21 protein-coding genes are annotated in these 20,791 nt (G+C 62.3%); 10 read left to right on the top strand and 11 right to left on the bottom strand.

Translation table 11 applies throughout. The features are described from left to right. Window positions 1–145: 145 nt before the first annotated feature. Window positions 146–580: an RbsD or FucU transport gene (locus HRF45_04995; protein MEP0765885.1), complete on the bottom strand. Its 435-nt coding sequence runs from the start codon at window positions 578–580 to the stop codon at window positions 146–148. Between the two features lie 227 nt (window positions 581–807). Here HRF45_04995 and HRF45_04990 point away from each other — a divergent pair, with 227 nt between their 5' ends. The 6 genes from HRF45_04990 (at window position 808) to HRF45_04965 (ending at window position 6,758) form a co-directional block, all read left to right on the top strand. Beyond that, window positions 808–1,998, top strand: coding sequence for an aminopeptidase P family protein (locus tag HRF45_04990; GenBank protein MEP0765884.1), 1,191 nt, complete (start codon window positions 808–810; stop codon window positions 1,996–1,998). A gap of 72 nt (window positions 1,999–2,070) precedes the next feature. Then, window positions 2,071–3,549 carry a proteasome accessory factor PafA2 family protein gene (locus HRF45_04985; GenBank protein MEP0765883.1) on the top strand — a complete coding sequence of 493 codons (1,479 nt, stop codon included), beginning with the start codon at window positions 2,071–2,073 and terminating at the stop codon, window positions 3,547–3,549. Then, window positions 3,546–3,734, top strand: a complete 189-nt coding sequence (locus HRF45_04980) for a ubiquitin-like protein UBact (protein ID MEP0765882.1) — start codon at window positions 3,546–3,548, stop codon at window positions 3,732–3,734. The genes HRF45_04985 and HRF45_04980 overlap by 4 nt, the downstream gene beginning before the upstream one ends. Continuing rightward, window positions 3,731–4,504, top strand: coding sequence for a proteasome subunit alpha (locus HRF45_04975; GenBank protein ID MEP0765881.1), 774 nt, complete (start codon window positions 3,731–3,733; stop codon window positions 4,502–4,504). Before HRF45_04980 ends, HRF45_04975 begins: the two co-directional genes overlap by 4 nt. Next, complete coding sequence (locus HRF45_04970; protein ID MEP0765880.1) at window positions 4,501–5,253, top strand: hypothetical protein; 753 nt, start codon at window positions 4,501–4,503, stop codon at window positions 5,251–5,253. Before HRF45_04975 ends, HRF45_04970 begins: the two co-directional genes overlap by 4 nt. Then, the gene (locus HRF45_04965) at window positions 5,250–6,758 is read left to right on the top strand and encodes a proteasome accessory factor PafA2 family protein (GenBank protein ID MEP0765879.1); all 1,509 of its coding nucleotides are present in this window, start codon (window positions 5,250–5,252) and stop codon (window positions 6,756–6,758) included. Before HRF45_04970 ends, HRF45_04965 begins: the two co-directional genes overlap by 4 nt. A gap of 144 nt (window positions 6,759–6,902) precedes the next feature. On the opposite strand, the gene HRF45_04960 is transcribed toward HRF45_04965, so the two are convergent. Continuing rightward, window positions 6,903–7,940, bottom strand: a complete 1,038-nt coding sequence (locus HRF45_04960; GenBank protein MEP0765878.1) for a hypothetical protein — start codon at window positions 7,938–7,940, stop codon at window positions 6,903–6,905. 34 nt (window positions 7,941–7,974) lie between these two features. Then, complete coding sequence (locus HRF45_04955; protein ID MEP0765877.1) at window positions 7,975–8,694, bottom strand: hypothetical protein; 720 nt, start codon at window positions 8,692–8,694, stop codon at window positions 7,975–7,977. A 218-nt stretch (window positions 8,695–8,912) separates the two neighbouring features. Here HRF45_04955 and HRF45_04950 point away from each other — a divergent pair, with 218 nt between their 5' ends. Continuing rightward, on the top strand, window positions 8,913–9,572 hold the full coding sequence (locus HRF45_04950) for a PEP-CTERM sorting domain-containing protein (GenBank protein MEP0765876.1): 660 nt from the start codon (window positions 8,913–8,915) through the stop codon (window positions 9,570–9,572). Window positions 9,573–9,634: 62 nt separating this feature from the next. On the opposite strand, the gene HRF45_04945 is transcribed toward HRF45_04950, so the two are convergent. The 3 genes from HRF45_04945 to HRF45_04935 all read right to left on the bottom strand — a co-directional run bounded on the left by HRF45_04945 (window position 9,635) and on the right by HRF45_04935 (window position 14,933). After that, window positions 9,635–12,289, bottom strand: a complete 2,655-nt coding sequence (locus HRF45_04945; protein MEP0765875.1) for a hypothetical protein — start codon at window positions 12,287–12,289, stop codon at window positions 9,635–9,637. A 953-nt stretch (window positions 12,290–13,242) separates the two neighbouring features. Beyond that, window positions 13,243–14,349, bottom strand: coding sequence for an aminopeptidase P family protein (locus HRF45_04940; GenBank protein ID MEP0765874.1), 1,107 nt, complete (start codon window positions 14,347–14,349; stop codon window positions 13,243–13,245). Beyond that, entirely contained in the window at window positions 14,346–14,933 is a 588-nt protein-coding gene (locus HRF45_04935; GenBank protein ID MEP0765873.1) for an aminodeoxychorismate/anthranilate synthase component II, read from the bottom strand. Before HRF45_04935 ends, HRF45_04940 begins: the two co-directional genes overlap by 4 nt. A 62-nt stretch (window positions 14,934–14,995) precedes the next feature. On the opposite strand from HRF45_04935, the gene pyk reads away from it, so the two are divergent. Together pyk and HRF45_04925 are read left to right on the top strand one after the other, a co-directional pair. Beyond that, window positions 14,996–16,411, top strand: a complete 1,416-nt coding sequence (gene pyk, locus HRF45_04930) for a pyruvate kinase (GenBank protein ID MEP0765872.1) — start codon at window positions 14,996–14,998, stop codon at window positions 16,409–16,411. Further along, complete coding sequence (locus HRF45_04925; protein ID MEP0765871.1) at window positions 16,395–16,712, top strand: septum formation initiator family protein; 318 nt, start codon at window positions 16,395–16,397, stop codon at window positions 16,710–16,712. Before pyk ends, HRF45_04925 begins: the two co-directional genes overlap by 17 nt. Before the next feature lie 14 nt (window positions 16,713–16,726). Here HRF45_04925 and HRF45_04920 read toward each other — a convergent pair whose 3' ends face one another. Beyond that, a complete protein-coding gene (locus HRF45_04920; GenBank protein ID MEP0765870.1) occupies window positions 16,727–17,482 on the bottom strand; it encodes a hypothetical protein in 756 nt (251 codons plus the stop codon). After that, window positions 17,482–17,784 (bottom strand): hypothetical protein, encoded by a 303-nt coding sequence (locus HRF45_04915; GenBank protein MEP0765869.1) that lies wholly within the window; start codon window positions 17,782–17,784, stop codon window positions 17,482–17,484. Before HRF45_04915 ends, HRF45_04920 begins: the two co-directional genes overlap by 1 nt. A gap of 102 nt (window positions 17,785–17,886) precedes the next feature. On the opposite strand from HRF45_04915, the gene HRF45_04910 reads away from it, so the two are divergent. Next, complete coding sequence (locus HRF45_04910) at window positions 17,887–18,171, top strand: hypothetical protein (GenBank protein MEP0765868.1); 285 nt, start codon at window positions 17,887–17,889, stop codon at window positions 18,169–18,171. A 54-nt stretch (window positions 18,172–18,225) separates the two neighbouring features. Here HRF45_04910 and HRF45_04905 read toward each other — a convergent pair whose 3' ends face one another. The 3 genes from HRF45_04905 to HRF45_04895 all read right to left on the bottom strand — a co-directional run bounded on the left by HRF45_04905 (window position 18,226) and on the right by HRF45_04895 (window position 20,089). After that, on the bottom strand, window positions 18,226–18,669 hold the full coding sequence (locus tag HRF45_04905) for a TlpA family protein disulfide reductase (protein ID MEP0765867.1): 444 nt from the start codon (window positions 18,667–18,669) through the stop codon (window positions 18,226–18,228). Between the two features lie 13 nt (window positions 18,670–18,682). After that, the gene (locus HRF45_04900) at window positions 18,683–19,249 is read right to left on the bottom strand and encodes a peroxiredoxin (GenBank protein ID MEP0765866.1); all 567 of its coding nucleotides are present in this window, start codon (window positions 19,247–19,249) and stop codon (window positions 18,683–18,685) included. Between the two features lie 117 nt (window positions 19,250–19,366). Continuing rightward, window positions 19,367–20,089, bottom strand: coding sequence for an aquaporin (locus HRF45_04895; GenBank protein ID MEP0765865.1), 723 nt, complete (start codon window positions 20,087–20,089; stop codon window positions 19,367–19,369). Window positions 20,090–20,791: the final 702 nt, after the last annotated feature.

Genomic DNA, 20,791 nt, shown 5'->3' with positions numbered 1-20,791 from the left:
CTCGATGAGCAATCCCGCGGCTTCGACGCCGATATCGACAAGCCCACACTCGAGGCACGCCCGACCCCGGCCACAACTCATCTTTCAAAAGGGGATTATGCACCATGAACGGCGATCGGGCCGAACTCGAACCGCGCGCAGTACCCTAGCCCGGTGGGATGTAGCCGATGGTAACGAGGGCGTTGGAGTAGATGCGCTCCTCGCCCGTGGCCACCGTTAGGCATAGTTGGTGCGAGTCGATGGCCGCTCGCACCGCGGCATAGAACCCGAAGCGGTCGTGCGCCGTGAAGGGCACATCCGGGCCGAGGATAGCTCGAAACTCGCTCACGATTTGCGGCGTGCTGCCGTCCGGCGGGACCACGTGTTCCAGCGCCTCGATGGGCACCGCTTCGGCAATCAGATCCAGCACCTCGGTCACGGAGGGCTTCCCGGGGCACAAGTTCAGGTACACCAGCTTCCCGTTCGGCGGGGCGGCCATCGCGAACGGGTAGTTGAGGTCGGCGATGAGCACCTTCATGCCGTGTCCGGCTCCCGCGAGCGCGGCCAAGATTTCGGGGTGTTGCAGGCGGGTTTTCAGCATGGTTCTAGGTTCTGCCCTTCATCTACGCCTCCTCTCGGCGAACGGGCCGGGCTTTCACGCGGAGTTCGCAGAGCGTTCGCCAAAATCGCAGGGCGACTCATCGTCGCTGCACCCTCTCCCCCTGAGGATGGGGACGAGAGAGGAAGCTGCCCCTTCACCCCAACACTCTCCCCCATCCACGGGGGAGAGGGAGGCCTCGCAGCGCAGCCACTGGGTATGGTAGCCGCATGAGCACCCTGTTCCGCGAAAAGTTGCGCAACCGCCTGCCCGAACTGATGCGTCGTCACCAGATTGACTGCTGGCTGACGCTCACCCGCGAGCTCGCACCCGACCCCATGGCCGACCTGCTGGGGCTCTCCGGCGCGGTCGTGGCAGCCGGCGTTTTCGTATTGGACGGCGATAGGGTGCGAGCGATTGCCCTCGGCTCCGTGCTAGACGCGGCACTGCTGAAGGAGTCCGGCGTGTACGAAGAGGTGCGACACCCCTCCGAGTCGCTTCCGAAGGCGGCCGCGGACATAGCGAAGTCTTTCGGGGCGCACCGCGTGGCGGTGAACTCGGCGGAGCCTGCGCTAGCCGATGGCCTCTCGCACAACCGCTACCTCGCCATCGCCGAGGCACTGCGAGAGGCCGGGCTGCCGGAGCCGTGCTCGAGCGTGGACATCATCACCGAACTGCGATGCACCAAGTCGCCGGAGGAGGTGGAGGCGCTGCGCGAGGCCGCACGACTGAGCCATGAGCTTATGATGGAAGCGCTGTCCACCAAGCACATCCAGCCAGGCCGGACCACAGAGCGCGAGATCGCATCGCGACTGCTCTCTCGCGCCCGCGAAGAGGGCCTGACGCCGAGTTGGAACCCCACCTTCTGCCCCATCGTCAGCAGCGGCGAGACCCGGGAGCACGCCGCACCCTCGCCAACCGTGCGCGTCGAACCCGGCCACATCATCATCATAGATTTCGGGGTAAAGGTGCAGGGGTACGGTGCGGATTTGCAGCGCTGCGCCTATGTGACGAAGCGGACCGAAGACAGCGCGCCGGAGTGGATGCTGCGCCTGTTCGAGACCTGCCGCACGGGCATCGAAATGGGCCTCGATGCGGTGAAGCCGGGTGTGATCGCCGGCGACGTGGACCGCGTGGTGCGGGAGTACGTCCAGTCGCAGGGCTATCCCGACTATCCGAACGCAACGGGGCACCCCATCGGGCTCGTCGTGCACGAGATCGGGCCGATGATCGCGCCCAAGAAGGAGGGTCGGACCGCGCAGCCACTCGAGGTGGGGCAAGTGTTTACGATGGAACCGAGCGTGTACCAGAGCTTGGAGCACCCCAATCGGGTGCGCGTAGGGCTCGAAGAGAACTTCGTGGTCACCGAGCAGGGTGCCGAACTCCTCTCCCCTCGTCAGACCGAGTTGATCGTGCTGTAGACCGACTCTGTTGCCGCCCTCGGGTGGGTCTAGCTTGGGGCAGATTCTCGGCCGGTCTCGTATACTTCGTAAGTGAAACGATTATTGGGTCTGGAGACCGAGTACGGCTTCGCCGTCGAGGGGCGGGAGGTGCGTGACCAGGTAGAGGAGGCGGCGGAACTGGTCCGGTCCTTCCCCGGCCCTTGCGTGCAGTCGTGGGACTACCGATTCGAGGACCCCAGGCGCGATGCGCGGGGCTTCCGGGCCGAGCGACTGCGAACCGATCCCGTGGATGCCCAGTTCGACCGGCCTGGGGCCATACCGGCAGAAGCGTTGCGCGCCGACCGCGTGCTGGCCAGCGGCGCACGGCTGTACAACGACCACGGTCATCCCGAGTACTCCACGCCAGAGTGCCTCTCGCTTGCAGATCTCGTCGCGCACGACCGGGCGGGCGAGCGCCTCTTGCTGCAGTGCGCCCACGCCTATGCACAGCGCACTGGGCGCAAAGTGCGCCTTTACAAGAACAACACGGACTTCCAGGGCGCGAGCTACGGCACGCACGAGAACTACCTGGGCCTGCGAGAAGTGCCGTTCGAGCGCTATGCCGAGGCGCTGCTCACCTTCCTGCCAACCCGCATCATCTATGCCGGCTCGGGGCGGGCAGGCTCGGACAGGCAGCGCGAGCCGGCGTTCCGTCTCTCTCAGCGAGCCGAGTTCTTTGCCGAGCCGATCGGGATCGATACGCTATACCGAAGGCCCATCGTTAACACGCGAGACGAGCCACATGCCGACCCTACGCGATGGCGGCGCATCCACGTCATCGCCGGTGACGCGAACATGCAGCCGTTCGCGACCGCCCTCAAAGTAGGTGCCACCAGCCTCGTTCTGGAGCTCGTGGAGGAGGGCTGGGAATGCCCCGTGAGACTTGTTGACCCAGTACGGGCAACAGAGGAAATCTCCCGTGACGAAACCTACCGCTGGAACGTAGAACTGGCGGACGGTTGCATCGTGAGCGCAGTGACCGTGCAGAGGCAGTTTCTCGCTGCGGCCACCGAGCGGTTCGGCGGAAGAGACGCCCAGACCGACTGGGTGCTCGGCGAGTGGGACCGGACGCTAGGAATCCTGGAGGAGGACCCGCTGATGCTGGCCGACCGGCTGGACTGGCCTGCGAAGCTTCAGCTACTACGCACATTCTTGGAAGCTGAAGAGGAGGAGTGGGGTTCCGACAGGGTGGTCGCCGCAGACCTGGAGTATCATAACTTGGACCCCGAAGAGGGGCTCTACTGGGTCATTGATACGGAACAACTGGTGTCCGAGGAGCGGGTTACCGAGGCGATGCAGCGCCCTCCGGCGGACACGCGGGCTGCCCTTCGAGGGCTGTATGTTCGACGGTTCGGCGAGGCGGTGCGCGACGTCACATGGAGTGCGATGACGCTGGACGACGGAGCGCAATCCAATCGGCTGGACATGAGCAAGATGGTCGGAGAGGTCCCACGACAGCTGGTTGATGCCGTGGAAAGAGCGGAGTCGTTAGAAGAGTCAGTGCGGATAGCATCGGGGAGTGCAACATGATAGTATTCGGACAAGAGCGCAGGACGATACCCAAGCCGTTCGAGCGCGTCACCAAACCGGACGAAGGGGACGGGCCCACCAAGCCGGACGTTCGCAGGCCGGGCGGCTCGGACGAGCTGCTGAAGCGGTTGCGCAAGATCGACCCCGACCAAGCGAAGCGGTATCGGCAGCGAAGCGGCGAGTGAACGGCGACTTCCACGAACTGCTCAGGAGCGAGGGGCGGCTGCCTGAGTTTCAGAGGCTCGTCGGCCCCGCGGCGTCCGAGGAGGTTCACGGCACCACTGTGCTCGCCATGCGCTACAAGGATGGCGTGCTGAATCTGGGTGACCGGCGGGCCACCACGGCGAACCTCGTGATGTACGACCGGGCGGAGAAGATCCTGCCGCTGGACGACTTCACGCTGATTGCGGTGGCGGGCGCCTTCGGTAAGGCGATGGAGGTAGTCCGCTACCTTCAACACTCGTTCAAGTACTTTGCTCGCACGCAGCTCCACGAGATCAGCTTGGAGGGGAAGCTGCAAGAGGTGAGCCGGGCACTCGCAGGCAACCTGCCGAACGCTCTGCAGGGCATCGGTCTGTTCATTCCCGTGCTGAGCGCGTGGGACGAGCGAGAGAAGGCGGGCCGAATCTTCTTCTACGACGGGTCCGGGGCGCGTTTCGAGTCCGGTGATTTCGGGGCCGCCGGGTCAGGCTCGGAGCGGATACGCGGGGCGTTCCACTACATCGAGCGGGTGAAGGGACCATTCCACGAGCGCGACTTCAGTGACGTGCTGGCGGATGGGCTGCGGCTGTTGGACATAGCCGCGGAGCTGGATAGCGCAACCGCGGGCTACGCGAAAATCCTACCCACGGCCAAGACCGTCGGCCCCGAGGGAGTGCGTGAAGTAAGCGAAGATACGCTCAGGGCCGCCATCGAGGGCCTGGACCAGCCGGCGAAAGGAAGGAAACGCGCGTGATCACTCCCTACGACTGGCAGCAGAGCATAGCGCAGCGCGCCCAGTACGTAGAGGGACGGCTGCAGGGTGGCAGCCCGGTGGTCGGCCTAAGCTGCCGGCAAGGCGTATTGCTTGCAACGGTGCGCGCCGGGGTGCGCAAGGTGTTCGAGGTGTACGACCGGCTGATCTGTGCTGGAATCGGCAGTCAGGCCGACCTCGAGGCCGTTCGTCTGCGGGCGATTGACTTTGCGCACACGGAAGGCTTCGTTCGGAGCGAGGATGACGTCACCGTGCAACGGGTGGTGGGTTTCGCCCTCAGCCCAACGCTCAAGCGAGCGTTTGCCGATCCGATGACCGCTCCCTTCGTCGCGCGAACCGTCTTCGCCGAGATGGGGCACAGCCAAGAGATGGACAGCTTCTATGTGCTGAACTTCGACGGCGAGTACACGCCTCACTCGGGCAGCGTGGTAGTTGCGGGCTCGCGGGCGGGCGAGGAGGCGGGACGCGGCTTCCTAGCCGAGACCGGAGTGGCGGCCAACCCGGATAAGGCGACGTGCACCGCGCTGCTAGCCTGGGCGGCGGCGAGACTCGCTCAAGAGGACTCTGACAAGAGCTCACCAACGCGGGAGGATGCGGCTGCTCGACTTCGCAGTGAGTTGGAGATCGCGACACCCGAGGTCGGCTGGCTGGAGCGGGACACTCCGCGCCAGAGCAAATTCGCCCTGTGGAGCCGCGAGCGGATCGAGCAGGCGCTCGGCGATCTGAAGTGAGCCTCGGCAAGCGCGTCTTCGGCGTGGAAACGGAGTACGGCTGTCTCCTTCGGGACGATGACCTCGACGGCATCGAGCGCGTCGTGGACTGCGTCAAGAACCACGTATTCTATCAGTGCAAGCTGGGTGCAATAGATGTGCTTGCACGCAATGAGGCGTTCGAGCCCTCGCGGGCTGGTGGCTTCTTGCTGAATGGTGGACGGCTGTACGTGGATGCAGTGGGCAGCCACCAGGAGTACGCGACGCCAGAGTGCTCGAGCCTGCGCGACCTGATCGCCTATGATCGTGCGGGGCATCTTATCCTTCTACGTGCGCTGCAAGAGCTGGGATGGGAGGATCGCGTCTCCTTCTATGCCAACAGCGTGGACCACTTCGGTGGGCACACGTTCGGCTGCCACGAGAACTACCTGGTGGAGATGAAGGATGACTTCTTCGGAGAGCCGCTCCAGTCGTTGTTCCCGTTCTTAGTCACCCGACAGATCTTTGCGGGCGTGGGGCGAGTGGGCGGCCACATCCTGGATCGCACGAGGGCGGTGCTGGACCCTCGCACGATCATGGAGAACCCCATAGACTACGTATGGGTGCCGAACGTGTACAACGTCCTGCCGGACGATAGCATGCAGTATCAGCTATCGCAGCGTGCCGATCATATCATTCGTGCGGCGGCCACACGAGTGCGCTTCAACCGCGCTATCGTCAACCCGAAGTGGGACGACTTCTATAGCTTCAATACGATGGGCCGACTGCATCTGCTGTTCGGCGAGGCGAACATGTCCGAGTACGCCTATGCGCTGAAGGTCGGTACGACGTCGCTCGTGCTCGACCTGATAGAAGACGATGCGGTGCCCGAGGGTCTCAGTTTCGACACCGAGTCGGCATGCCTCCGCGCATTGCACTCCGTATCGCGCGATGCCACGTGGAAGTGGCTGGTTGAACTCGGGAATGGCACGGTGATAGGTGGAGTGGACTTGCAGCGGATGTACCTTAAGGCCGCTCAGTCCCTGTATCGTGGCAGGGACCCGGAGACCGACTGGGTGTTGACCGAGTGGGAAAGCACTCTCGATGGACTTGAGAGAGACCCTATGTCGCTAGGTGATCGTCTGGATTGGGTGGCAAAACGTCAGGTGCTGGAAACCTTCATGGCGGATGCTGGCGTGGGATGGGACGACGACGCACTGCACTCCGTGGACATGGAATACCACAATCTAGATCCACGCGCCGGGCTCTACCATTACCTCCAGTCGAGCGGCAAGATGCGAAGGCTATGCAGCGACCTGCAAATTCTGGATGCCGTGACCGAACCGCCGGAGGGTACGCGTGCACGGGGGCGTGGAATGGTGGTTCGCGAGATCGTAGCTAGGCGCGTGCACCGCTACTGGGTTGATTGGGACATGGTGGCGGTGGACGGAGGGAAGCAACTCGCCTTCCGGGACCCGCTAAAGACCTACCACCGCGAAGCGGAGAATTTTATCTCCTCACTCCCCTCCCGCAGGGACAAGGCGTAGCGCTGGATTACCTCCTACGCGGGTATGTAAGACTCGTTTCAAACCTAGAAGTTTCGGCTATCGTATGCCGGAACGCTTTGTCTCAATGCCGGCCCCAACAACCTATATCCGGGGAGCCCGACTTCCGGGCATGATCCCCTACTTCTACTGAGCCTTCCGCGGCTTACCCCGGTCGTCATAGTCGTTGAACTCGAAGACGTAACGCCACCAGTTGTTCAGGCGGCCGTCTTCGTTCCAGCCGGGGGCGCGAGGGAGTCTGGCAAACCACCACTTCATGTAGTTGCGATGATAGTCCGGGCCACCCCAGCTCTCGCAGGAGACAGGCTTCTTCGCACCCGTCAGCTTCGGGTAGTTCAGCCAGTCGTCTGCGGTGCTCTGCACGACGCGCTTGTTGGCATAATCGTACCCGTCCTGCGCATTGGGTGGATAGTGGCACGTACCCACTGCAGCCACACCACCGGACTGCTCGGCGTTGGCTGCGAACCGCGCCCAATTCGTGGTCAGATCTTCGACCTTCCAGCCGCCATACACGCGAGACATCGTGCTCTCCGTGCGGTGGCAGAGGTCGTGCAGCATCTCGGCGACGCCACGCTCGTAGTTGAAGCCCATAATCGCAAAGGCCTTCTTGCACGGCACCTTGTCGAAGCCGTATACGTCACCGTTGATATAGAAGGCATCCTTCCCTGCCATGGCCGACTCGCTGTAACCGAAGTACGGACCACCCATGAACCACACTTCGTCTATATCGCCACTCTCCACGCGACGGATGACATCGTAGTCCTTGAAAGTCTTTACATAGTCGGCGGTATCGGGTCTGTGCCATCCCTTGCCCGTCCTGTGACACTCCATGTACTGCTCAGGGGTGTAGGTGAAGCCATCGATCTTCGTGTGGAAGGTGTCAATGTCCACCCATTCCCGGATCGTGTACCGCACCAGGCCTCCGCTCGCTTCTCGGAGATCGGAGATGTATCCATCGGCCAGCTTGCGCGGATCGTTCCACCCTACGACCTGGGTGAGACGCTTGTTGCCCTCTTGCGGGATGATGGGGTCGAAGTTCAGCACGAGCACTTTGACGACGATGGGGCGCTCTCCCCTCAGCGGATCGGGCTTCTCAGCATCGGTGGGTTGCGACCACGCGGTGGACAGAACTGCGAGCGAGAGGGCGATGGTGTAGGCTTTCACGGCAACCTCCTTGCCCGATTATGACTGACGCGGCTCAATCAGGGGCGAGCTCGAGAGGGCCTTCCGCGAGGTCGGCTGGGTCCGGCTGCCAGTCATCGGGCTGGATGGCTCCATAGATCGCATGCGAGTGATGGCCTCTGTACGCCCACCCCTGGTCCCCATAGCTCCAGTGCCAATACTCACTCGGGTAGTTGGTCAGGCCGACCTCGTTCAGTACATCCGCAAGGATCTGCCGGTGCCTGCGAGCCTCTTCGGTCAAGTTCGGTGCGTCCATCGGGTACCCGCGAGGGTCGAACCTCTCGTAAGGGGAAAGATGGTCGAGTGCCTTGCCTTCCCTATCGGCGAGAAGTAAGTCCACGGCTCCGCCCGTGGTATGCGGAGGCGGCACACGCTGGTTCATCGGAGCGGTGAAACGATTGACCGTCCGCTTCAGTTTGACCTCGGACCAATCAGGGTGTCGGTCTCGGAAGCGATTCCAGCTCCATAGATAGAGCCGCTGCTGGATGTGCGGTGCGCGCCATCCCTCGATGATGCCGAGCCGGTAGCCCTTCGGCAGCAGTGCGTTGGCTCGGCAGAGCATGTTGGCCACCGACTCGCGAAGCATCACCTCGCGCCGATATCGGAATCGTGAGGGCAACATGTGCAGGTCGGGACACACGCGAAGGAACTCCACCAGAGGTTCGCCGCATTCGACGATGCGAACGCGGCGAAGCTGCGAAACGGGTTCCAGAATGGACGGCTTTCTCGGCGTCAAGTGCGGACAACCTCCGGGCGGCCATTGTAGCAGCCATGGCCGGACGGGTGGGCTCGAAACGAAACCTCGTCCCCGTCTCGCGAGCCCGTTTCCCGAGGGAATCTGCGATATGCTCGCTTGACGAATGACCGTATTTGCTGTAGACTGCTAGAAGAAGCGGGCCGCCGCCCGGCGACCCGGGTGATTTGTTGTTCGTTGATGGCAACCTGGAGGTACTGATGAAGAAAGGACTTATCCCGGCCCTGCTGCTTGCCGCGCTTACGCGCCCGACGGCTGCGGCTGACCTGTACGTCACCTGGAACTGCTTGATTGCGGGCGACCTGTCCGCTGGAGCCTACATGGTGCTTTTCGGCTCGGTCGAGATCGGTGCCGACCGCATCTTCGATACGGACGCCAACTTCCTCGCCCCGGATGCGTTCGTGGGCGATGGGACGAACAGGCAGGATGGGATGTTGACGATCGTCTGCGACATCTTCGCCCCGGAGCCGTATCTGATCGACCGCCTCACTGTGGACCTGCTTGGGTCAATCGTGCCTGGGCCATTCGCCCAGAACCCGCGAATCGAGTGGACAGAGATCATCTTCGACATCTCGAACGATGAACCGGTGCTGCTCGTGAGCGACGCCGGCGTCGACACCTCGCAGCCGAGCACGCGCATCTACGACTTCGCGCCGACCCGCAAGATCCGGGTGCAGCAAACCTTCGACCTCACCGGCGTGACGTACATGGACGGCGGTGAGGTGAAGATCGATCAGAACGCGGCGGTGGCTCTGCCGGTAGTCGAGAAGCACGTACGGGTGGTGCCCGAACCGAGCCACGTAGCGGGCCTGGCTGTGGGAGTGGGTGCCCTGTTCGCCCTCAGCCGTAGGCGCAAGTAGGCAGAGAGCGCAAAGACGATCCGATGACGGTGGCACCTCGTCTCCGGTGCCGCCGCGTCGGGCTATGTACCTTCTTCTTCGGGTGTGGAGGGTGGTTCTGTCACCACGCCTGTCACCCGAAGTTCCGTGCTCATCGAGCTTCCACCTACCGTCAGGGTCACCCTGTACGTCCCGGGCGCGACCAAGGAGCGCGTATCATCCTCCCCGCGCCCCCTCTGCCCAGAGGGTGGGGTTGCCTCCCCGACTCGCAGGTCCCATCGAACGGCGCGTAGTCCCTTCTCGCTGGAGCCGGTGCGGCGATGGATGGTCGTGCCGGTGGAGTCGGTAATCGTGATAATAGGCCCCTCGCCCTCGGTTTCGTCGCGCAGCCAGTAGTAGATATCCAAACCCCTCGGTGGGTTGGGGGCGACGAACTCCCTCGTCGAGAGCTGACTTCCCGACACCGGGATGTAGGCGGCCGCCGGAGGAAGCGAGAACAGGTGAAAGCGCTTCTCCATCACTTTGGGCGTTAGCTCCAGCACCGGAGTGGCCTTGTCCAAAACATATACGCTGCGCCCGTGCGTCGCCGCCACGATGGTGTGGTCCCGACGATGGATGAAGATATCGTCCACCTCCACCGCAGGTAGGTTCTTCATCAACGGCAGCCAGTGCTCCCCGTCGTCGTTGGATAGGAAGCAGCCGAATGACGTTCCCACCAAGAGCACTCCTGCTGCGAGTGGGCTCTCGCGCACCACCTGAATCGGGTGGTGCGCGGGCAGATCTCCGTGGATTGGGCGCCAGGTCTTCCCGTAGTCCCGTGTGACGAACAGCAGCGGTTCGAACACGTTGCTGCGGTGCCCGTCGAACGATAGGTACGCGGTGCCCTCGTGAAACCGCGAGGCCTCGGTGCGTGACACCCATAGCTCTCTGACCTTGGCCGGCAGGTTCTTGCCTACTTCGTCCCACTGCCTGCCGCCGTTCCGAGTCACCCACACGTTGCCATCGTCGGTTCCGACCCATATCAGGCCTGGTTTCAGAAGCGATTCGGAGATCGTGACGATGGTGCCATAGGTCTCGGCGCCGGAGCCCGCCGTGGTGATGCGCTCTGGATGCATCTTCGAAAGATCCGGGCTGATGGGCTCCCACCAGTCGCCCTGTTGCGTCACGCGAAACAGCCGATTCCCGCCGATGTACAACACGTCGGGATTGTGTGGTGACAGCAGCAGCGGAGTGTTCCAGTTGAATCGGTAGCTGGGCGTACCCTCTGGTGCGGATAGACGGATGTTCTTCGATTGCCCGCTCTTTCGGTCCAGACGCCTCACCGCCCCGTTTTGGCTTTCCGAGTAGATGATGTTCGGATCGCGTGGGTCCACCTGCACGTAGAAGCCGTCGCCGCCACCGACGTTGTACCAGTCCGCGTTGCTGACACCCGTGGTGGTACGCGTGGCGATGGGGCCGCCCCAACTACCATTATCCTGCAAGCCACCGTACACGTGGAACGGGTCCCTGTCATCCGCGGTGATCTCGTAGAACTGCCCCATCGGAAAGTTGCTCAGGAAATCCCACTTCGCACCATCGTCATAGGTGACATACAGGCCACCATCGGTGCCGACCATAGCGTGTGCGGGCTTCTCGGGGTCAATCCACATGGCATGTACGTCCGGATGAATGTTGCCGGAATACCCGCCACGGAATGTCGTACCTCCATCGGTCGAGCGTGTGATCTGGAAACCGAGTTGGTACACCTTCTTATCGTCCTGGGGGTCTATGCGTATCTTGCTGAAGTAGAAACCGCGTGGAACGCTCGAGTTCACTCGTTTCCAGGTCAGGCCGGAGCCCTCCGAGCGGAACACTCCACCCTCCGGGCTGCGGGAATTGAACACCTGCCCGCCCCCACCAGCGTGACTCTCGATGACTGCCATCACCACCTTCGGGTTGCTGCGCGACACTGCAATGCCGATGCGCCCCAGCGGGCCCTTCGGAAGCCCCTCGGTCAGCTTGGTCCAGGTGTTCCCGTTGTCGGTAGAGCGATACAAGCCGGAGCCTTCACCGACTCCCTGGAACCCCCATGGGGTCCGCAGACGCTGGTACATAGCAGCGAACATGATGCCACTTCCCGGCTCCCCGAAGGCTATGTCGATCGCACCAGTCTTGTCATCCACTCGTAGCACGTGCTGCCATGTCTTTCCGCCGTCGGTGGTCTTGAACACGCCTCTCTGCGGGTGGTATCCCCACAGGTGGCCGACGGCAGCGACATAGGCCGTGTCCGGGTCGTCTGGTGCCACGAGGATGCGCGCGATGTGATGAGTGTCTTCCAGTCCAAGGTGCTGCCATGTCTTACCACCATCGGTGGTACGGTACACCCCGTTGCCCCAGCCGGAGCTGTTGCGACCGTTCGGCTCGCCGGTGCCCACCCAAACCACCTCGGGGTTCGACGGAGCGACTGCGACGGCGCCGATGGACTGGACGGGTTGAGAATCGAACACCGGCGTCCAGCTCGTACCGTTATTCACGGTCTTTAGCACGCCGCCCGTGGCCATGCCAACGTAGAAAGTAAAGGGATTACTCTCCACCACTGCGATGTCCGACACGCGTCCACCCATGCTCGCCGGCCCGATGCTGCGCCACGAGAAGGTGTCGAGGATCTCTTTCGTGAGCGTCTGTGCGGTTGCGTGGAGCACCATCACGAGGCAGACCAACGTGGCGAGCGATTTCAGATCGACGCGCATTCTGTGCATGAACCGAGAACCTCCCGAATGGATACATGGTGCTTCTAGCATCACTGCCAGAATCCTCCCTCTCCCATCCCAAGAGAGAGGGTTGATAGGACGGCTATGCCACACCACTCGCACTGGTGACGGCTGGCAGTAGGCAAGGGCCACTCTCCCATCATGCCGAGAACGTCCAAGCAAACGCCATGCCGAGAGCGCCCAAGCAAACGTCATGCCGAGCCTGTCGAAGCAAACGTCATGCTGAGCTTGTCGAAGCATGGCACGTGCAGCCACCCCATCGTCCATACCACACTGGTCCGCCATGCCGAGAGCGCCCAAGCAAACGTCATGCCGAGCTTGTCGAAGCAAACGCCATCCCGAGCCTGTCGAAGCAAACGTCATGCTTCGACAAGCTCAGCATGACACCGACCGCTGCCTAGTCGCCTCTTCTGATGCTGCGTGTTCGCCATCCGGTTGCATGCTTCGACAGGCTCAGCATGACGAGAGGAGATGGCTCCCATACAGAAAAAGTGTCCTCACAACCTACAACACCGATCGGCGAATGACACGGAAACAAGCAACTCCCTCTGACCCCTCCACCACTGCGAAGGGTCAGGAACAGAAACACGAAGTAGACACCATCCCATCATACCGAGAGCGCCCAAGCAAACGTCATGCTGAGCTTGTCGAAGCACGCAGCCGGAAGCCGCGAACGTGGCACCAGAAGACGATAGCGTTCGGCACGTCTCGTCATGCTTCGACAAGCTCAGCATGACACCGACCGCTGCCTGGTCGCCTCTTCTGATGCTGCGTGTTCGCCATCCGGTTGCATGCTTCGACAGGCTCAGCATGACGAATCGGCGGATGGCAGCCCGGCACTAGCCACCAGCAACATGAACGGACTCATCACCGCCCCCCTCTCCTCTCGACGGGCAGTGCGTGTCGCCCCGCGCTTCACACGTAGGAGATGCGATGGCGACTCAGACGGGAATCTCCAGCAACTCGGGGGCGGGCTCGGCATTGAGGCTGCGGCACCCATCCGAAGTGATTGCCACCACGTTCTCCAACCGCACTCCGAACCGATCCGGCAGGTAGATGCCAGGCTCCACGGTGAAAGTGTGACCCTCTGCCAGGAGCGTCTCGTTACCTTCCACCATATAGGGCGGCTCGTGGCACTGCAATCCGATCCCGTGTCCCACGCGATGCACGAAGTACTCGCCATATCCTGCGTCTGCGATCACCCGCCGTGCCGCGCGATCCACTTCTTGCGCAGCTACTCCCGGTCTTGCCACTTCACGCGCTGCATAGTGCGCATCGCGCACGATACGATACACCTTCTTCGCTTCCGCGCTCGCCTCGCCGAGACATGCGGTGCGCGTGATGTCTGCGAAGTAACCATGATAGGTTCCGCCAAAGTCCATGACGATCACATCGCCTGGCTCCAGCGGTTTGTGTCCGGTGTAGTAGTGTGGCATCGCGCCGTGAGCCCCGGCTCCCACGATTCCGAAGGAGGTGATCACACCCTGTGCGTTCGTCGCGTCGCTGATAGCGAGAGCTACGTCCATCTCGGTAGCACCCACTCGGATAGCAGCAATGCCCGCCTTGTAGGCCTCATCGACAGCATTCGCCGCATACTGCAGGTATGCAATCTCTTCAGCGTCCTTCCGCCCTCGGCACGCCTCCATAACAGGTGTCCCCGGCTTGAATAGCGCGGCCGGCAGCGCCTGTTGCATCCGAAGCAAAAAGAACGATGTCATCTCGTCGTCCACTGCTATCACGCCGGTGCGAAGCCCCCATCGCTCTGCCCACGCCGCGAACTTCACGCCTGGGTCCTCGCCGTCCATCCACGTGGTGATATCCTCTATGCCCGTGGTCGCCTTCGCCTGTACGAGTGCCAAGGCGGGGATCAACATCGCAGGCTCATGGTCCGGTGCGATGCCTAGCAGCATCATCCGCTCTCCACCACCCTCACGATGCCCCACCAAGTACTCAGTGGTTATGGGTGTCGAAGCGAAGAACGCATCGTAGCCCAGATCCCGAAGCGCTTGCTGCAGCTTCTTCACACGCTCCTTGTGTTTCTCTGTCATGTCCTCGCCTCCAGACCCGCCTGCCGGCAGAAATTACGCAATATCGTCTTGCCATGCTCCGTTAGGATCGACTCCGGATGGAACTGAATGCCCTCCAGAGCGAACTCCCGGTGCCGGACGCCCATGATCTCACCGTCATCCTCGGAGGTGGCCGTCTCTACCAGACACTCGGGCATCGTCTCGCGTTCTATCACCAGCGAGTGGTAGCGGATCGCCGAGAAGGGACACGGCAGTCCTTCGAAGACCCCGGACCCGTCGTGCCGAATAGACGAGGCCTTCCCATGCATCAGCCGTCTCGCCCGCACGATGTTTCCGCCGAACGCCGCCCCTATCGCTTGGTGCCCGAGGCACACTCCGAAGATCGGAACCCGCCCGGCAAGGCGCTGGATGAGTGGCACGCAGACACCTGCCTCCACCGGTGTGCACGGTCCCGGCGAGAGCACGATGGCGCTAGGTCCCATCTTCTCCACCTCGTCTACGCTCAGCTCGTCGTTTCGGCACACGAACGGCTCGATGCCCATCTCGCCGAGGTACTGAACGAGATTGTAGGTGAAGCTGTCGTAGTTATCAATCATCAGCAGCATGGCGTTGGGAGCATTGTAAACCACACGCAGGTGCCCGCGCGCCTGATGAGGAACCATGGGGCGTGAGGCGCACCAAGATCATCTGCTCCATCGGTCCTTCCTCGTCGGCTCCCGACACCATCGCGGCCATGGCAGAAGCCGGGATGGACGTCGCCCGCTTCAACTGCTCGCATAGCGACTGGCCCAGCCGCCGTGAGCAGATCCGCACCGTCCACTCTCTCCATGCCGACCCCGCGCGCAGGCCCGCTGTTCTCCTCGACCTCGCCGGCCCCAAGTTCCGACTGGGCGAGATCGAAGGCGGTCAGGTGAACCTTCCTCCGGGCGCGACCGTCACTCTCTCGCTGCAGCCGCTTGCGGGCTCACTGCCATTCCCACTCCCCGAGGTGATCGAGGCCGCACAACCCGGTGACACACTCCTCATCGGCGACGGTGGAGTGTCTCTGCGGGTCGAGAGCAAGTCTGGCTCCACTCTGACAGCACGTGTGGAGGACGAAGGTGCGGTGCGGACGCGGCAGGGAGTGACACTGGTGGGACGCGACATTCCCATTCCCGCCATCACTCCACAAGACGCTTTCGACATCCGCGCAGGTGCAGACGAAGGCGTGGACTGGTTCGCCGTGTCGTTCGCTCGGTCGGCAGCGGACATCGAGACGGCGCGCGAGCTCGCGCGCGAGGCGGGCTCAAAGGCTGCCATATGCGCGAAGATCGAAACGGCGCAGGCAGTCGAGAGATTGGACGAGATAGTCCAGACAGCGGACGCTGTGATGGTGGCACGCGGAGACCTGGGACTTCAGGTGCCCATCGCCGACGTGCCCCACATCCAACGGCAGGTGATCCGCCGATGCCGCGAAGTGGGCAAGCCCGTAGTCATCGCCACCCAGATGCTGGAGAGCATGATCGAGAATGACCGCCCCACTCGCGCCGAGGTGTCCGACGTCTCCGGTGCCATCCTAGAAGGCGCGGACGCTCTGCTGCTCTCCGCCGAGACCGCCATCGGTCGCCATCCGGCGAAGGTCGTGCGAACGATGTCGCAGATTGCCGAGCGTGCGGAACGCGAGCTGCCGAATGCCCCCACCATCGCGCCCCCTGGGCGGGTCGACTCGACCTGCGCGGTCGCGAGAGCCGCATGCTCCCTAGCCGACGCCCTTCAGGTCGCTGCCATCGTGGGCTTCACTCGCAGCGGCACGACCGCTCGAATGCTCGCGATGAACCGCCCACAGGCCCCGATTCTTGCCGCCTCCCCTGAGCACGACACGCTTGGGCACCTCCACATGGTGTGGGGGGTGGCGCCCGTGCAGGCCGAGCAAGGAGATACGATTGACGACCTGATCGCTGCGGCCTATCGCTCCGGCGTCCGGGACGGGTATCTTCATGTACGGGACACGGTAGTCATCACGTTGGGAACGCCCTGCAAGGATCGTGGGCACACCAACCTTATCTATTTCGGAGAGGTCACGGACGATGGCAAGGAAGCGTAAGCAAGGACGGGTCAACTGGCTGGCTCTCGGACTAGTGGCGACGATGTTGCTCTGCATCGGCGCGATTGCATGGAACAGCCGACGGCCGTGGCAGCTATGGATCTCGGAGCGCCAGCGCGCTGCAACATTGCGCGCCGAGGTGGCTCAGATCGAGCGCGAGAACCGCGAGATGGAAGCCCGCCTCAAACAGCTCGACAGCCCCGCGGGGCTGGAAACCGAGGCGCGACGTCAGGGCTGGGTGAAGCCTGGCGAACAGATCATCAGTCTCCCCGAGAGCCGACCGGACAAGGACAAGGATTGAGGCAAGCCGCCCAGTCAGACCTTCTTGGCGGCGGTCTTCTTCGGCTTGGACGCGGTGGGGGAGGGCGACTTCGCCTCCTTCTCCGCGACCTTCTTAGCCTTGGGCTCAGGCGCAGCCTCGGCTTTAGCCTTCTTTGCCTTCGGTTCCGGCGCCGGTTCGGGCTTCGCCTCCTTCTCTGCGACCTTCTTGGACTTCGGTTCAGACGCAGCCTCGGCTTTAGCCTTCTTTGCCTTCGGTTCCGGCGCCGGTTCGGGCTTCGCCTTCTTCTCTTCTGTGGCCTTCTTCCCCTTGGGCTTCCCTTCCGATCCCTCGGGGGCAAGAACCTGTAGCAGCTTTTTGGCCAGCAGGGTGTGCGGCGCGTCGTCAGGAATCGCCACCTCGGGCAACGGAGCTTCAGGCTTGGCCGCCTTCCGCTTCTTCGAGACTTCCTCCACTCGCGCCGGCTCCGGCTCAGCCTCGGCCGCGGCCTCTACCTCAGCCGACGACTCCTCCATGGACACGACCGCGAGGATCGGCTCCTCCGGAATCTCCACCTCTTTCTCCACCACGTCCACGATCTCGGTGGATAAGTCGGCCAGGCTGGAGGGAAGAGGGACCGTGTCATCTAGTTCCAGATCGACCGACTCGGGTGGAGGCGTGGGCTTGCGCGCGTGGCCCTGCTGACTCACGGGCCGTGTCTTGCACGAATCGCAGACGAACCCCACCTTCACACGCGACAACCACACAGGCAGTTTCTTGATCGGGTTGTGGCACTTGATGCAGAGGACCATCAGCTTTTCTCCTGCTCCTGTTCCTGCTCGGCGTGGTACTGCGCAACGTACTGCCGGTGAGAGACGATCCCATTAAACGCCATCAGAAGCGCAGCCCCTAGGTACAAAAGGGGAAGGCGGATGTCCGCTGCGACGTCACGAGGGTTCTCCGGTGACAGCGGTCTGCTATTCGATTGGCCGGTGTCTGCTATGGTCGAGGGGCCCATCGCGAAGCCGTAGACCGCGATCACCAAGAGGACCCCGGTAATCCAGAAGTAACTGCTCTTCCACCAAGCGGGCTTGCCGCGCTTCTTGCCTGACATTGCGAAGGAAGAGTATACCCGTGCTCCTCGCGAGACGTTTTGCAGCTCCCAGCAGGACCACTGCATGCCTGCTGGAGCATTGCCGAGGTACCCTGGGCATCAATGGACGTTAGCATTCGACTGGCCACCATGCTTGCCTTCGGCATCCTCGCCAAGCACGGCGTCACCGCACTCGGACGCCAATGGGCTAGGCGCTCTCCCCGCCGCATCCCGAAGCTCTGTTCTTACGCGACGGCTGGAACCGTGGCCTACTTCGTAAAGCTTGGCTTGCAGCAAGGGGATCTTGCGCCAATGTTGATCTACGCCCTATTCGGCACCGTCTGGGGCATCGTCGTCGGGCTGATGCTGCCCTTTGCCAAAGACCCCGCCGCGCGTGCCGAAAGGTAGACTGCCGACTGGAGCGGGCTAACTTTCGGGCCGGTCGCGTGACCGGCCCGAAGTTTATTCGAACAGCTTCTGCAACGGCAGCGTCATCATCTTCACTGCGTACACGCCCGCAGAGCGCGCCTTCATCTTCCCGTCCGAGTCGAACAGGTAGTACGAAGGCACCCATTCGTTCTCGAACGCATCGGCAATCGCATGGTTGTTGTCAATGGCGCACGGCTCATCAATCCCGAACTCCGCCACCATCTCGCGAACCCGCTCCACGTTCGTGTCCTCCGGCTGACGCGGCATGTGAACAGAGATGAACCGGAGCCCACGCGGCTCATAGAGCTTCTTCCACTCCCGCACTGCAGGCATGTTCTCGTGACAGATGTGACAGCTCACGGACCAAAACGCCACGAAGGCCGGCCCCGAGGCCAACGACTCGGGGTCCGGCGATCCATTCAGCCACTCGGTCGCACCGTCGAAGCTGGGCATAGGCGCCCCGGCTCGAAGTGGCATGTTGATGTCCCCCCTAGCCGCCCGGCTTAAGCGTCTCTTGGCCCGGCTTCCAGTCGGAGCCGCAGAGACCGCCGGTTTGAAGCGCCTGAATGACACGCAACGTTTCGTCCACGCTGCGGCCGATATTCAGATTGTTGATGACAGCGTATTGAAGGATGCCGTCCGGGTCTATGATGAAGAGCCCCCGCAGAGCTATCCCTTCTTCCTCGATGAGCACACCGTAGGCCCGGGAGACTTCCTTCTTGATGTCCGCGCCGAGCGGGAACTTCGTTCCCTGAATACCATTCATGTCTCGCGGTGTGTTGAGCCAAGCGCGATGAGAGTACACCGAGTCCGTGGACACGCCGAGGATGTCGGCACCCAGCTCCTGGAACTCCTCGTATCGGTCCGAGAGCGCGAGGATCTCGGTCGGGCAAACGAAAGTAAAGTCGAGCGGATAGAAGAATAGAACGAGCCACTTCCCGCGGTAGTCACTCAACTTTGCGACCGACTCCAACGTTTTGATGTCGGCCGTGGTCTTCATGCAAAAATCGGGAGCCGGCTGGCCCACCTTTGCAACGCAAGGCGCTTGCGCGTCCATATAAGAACCCCCAATAAGCAGGCTCAAGGGGTCGCGCCCCTGGCGCAGCATTGATACCCGCCAAGGGCGTTCGAAGACCGCCCGAACGGACTTCGGACCCGCGACCGAGTCGTCTGTCTATGCCTCCTCTTCCGTGCTCCCCAGCCCGCCCATGAACAGAAACCGATATGCAATTGCCGCGAGTGCCGCCCCAATCAGGGGAGCAATCAGGAAGACGCCTGCCTGTTGCAGCGCCCCCGCCGCGAGTGCCGAGCCTAGGTACTTCGCCGGGTTCAGGCCGGCGCCGGTCATCGAGAACGTCGCGAAGATTGCCGCAGAGTACGCAAGCCCAACGCACAGTCCAAAGAGTTGCTTCGCTCGCCGCCGCTCATCGAACAGACAAGCCATTACCACCAGCACGAGAAAGAAGGTGAATACCACTTCGGTGAGTCCCGCCCGTACCGGGCTGACGATGTCTCGACCGTCTAAGTTGTAGCCCGGCGCACCCAGGATGATAGTCTCGTCAACGACCTTCGCGTACACCGCCCGAAGCACGAAACCTCCAACAATCCCGCCTACGAGTTGAAAGACCGTGTACATCAGCATGCCTGCAGCGCTGAGGCGGCCGCCGATCCATGCCGCGAGATTGACAGCCGGGTTGGCTGCTCCGCCCGACACATGCGCGAAGGCATACACGATCACTGCAAGTGCGAAGCCGTTCGCCAGCGCGGCCCGCACCGCCATCGCTTCGCCACTTCCGCCTCGCACCGTAACGGCGCAGATGGCGCCTCCACCGACCACGACGAGCAAAAACGTCCCAAGCAATTCGGCAAGACCCGATCGGAACGAAAACGGTTGCATCTCACCCCTCCATCCCGCACCTGCGGCAATAGGATTCTGTTCGGTCACGGACCCGCAAATCCTCCGGCCAGAAAAAAACCGAGAATTTTGCCCCGTACCCTTGACAGGACAAAAAAGTTGTGTTATGATTCTGTTTGCTCGAGGGGGGAAACTCCCGAGGGCGCCGGAGACGGTGGTTGAAGGCTTGTCTCTTCGAGTGTTCCACCTTCTCGTGAGGCGAAGGCGAAACGCGGGAGTAATCTCGCGGGACGCCGGAGACGGACGGAAGCAAGATACGGGAGCAATCTCGTTGAGGGCGGAAGTCCGGTGAGAGCCGAAGGTAGGAGCAATCCTGCGAACGGTTCGAATCTCAGGGGAAGGGTCTCGCAGGGACGAGGGGCGAAAGCTCTTCGTGACAGCGAGAGATAGCTCGATAGGAGGGACGCTGTCTATCGTTCGGGGTAATGCCCACATCGGCTCGTGATTGGCGGCAACGTCGGTCTGACTGCTGTGCGGTTTATTTAGCCCAGCGAAGCGCGGTCTTCCGAACAAGGCAAGCATCGCCGCCGTCTTCGCGCTTTAACCCCTTGCCCACCTCGCCACGTTTGCCCCCTCGAACCTAAAGCCCTGCCGGGACAAGAGCCGTATTTACGGACTCCTCGGGAAAACGACATGGGGCACATACTCTGGTCGGTAACTATAATTCCAGCGAAGGTGGGAATC

It is taken from the genome of Fimbriimonadia bacterium (assembly GCA_039961735.1).
Classification (GTDB): Bacteria; Armatimonadota; Fimbriimonadia; order Fimbriimonadales; family JABRVX01; genus JABRVX01.
This window is presented reverse-complemented; position numbering and strand designations above follow the sequence as displayed.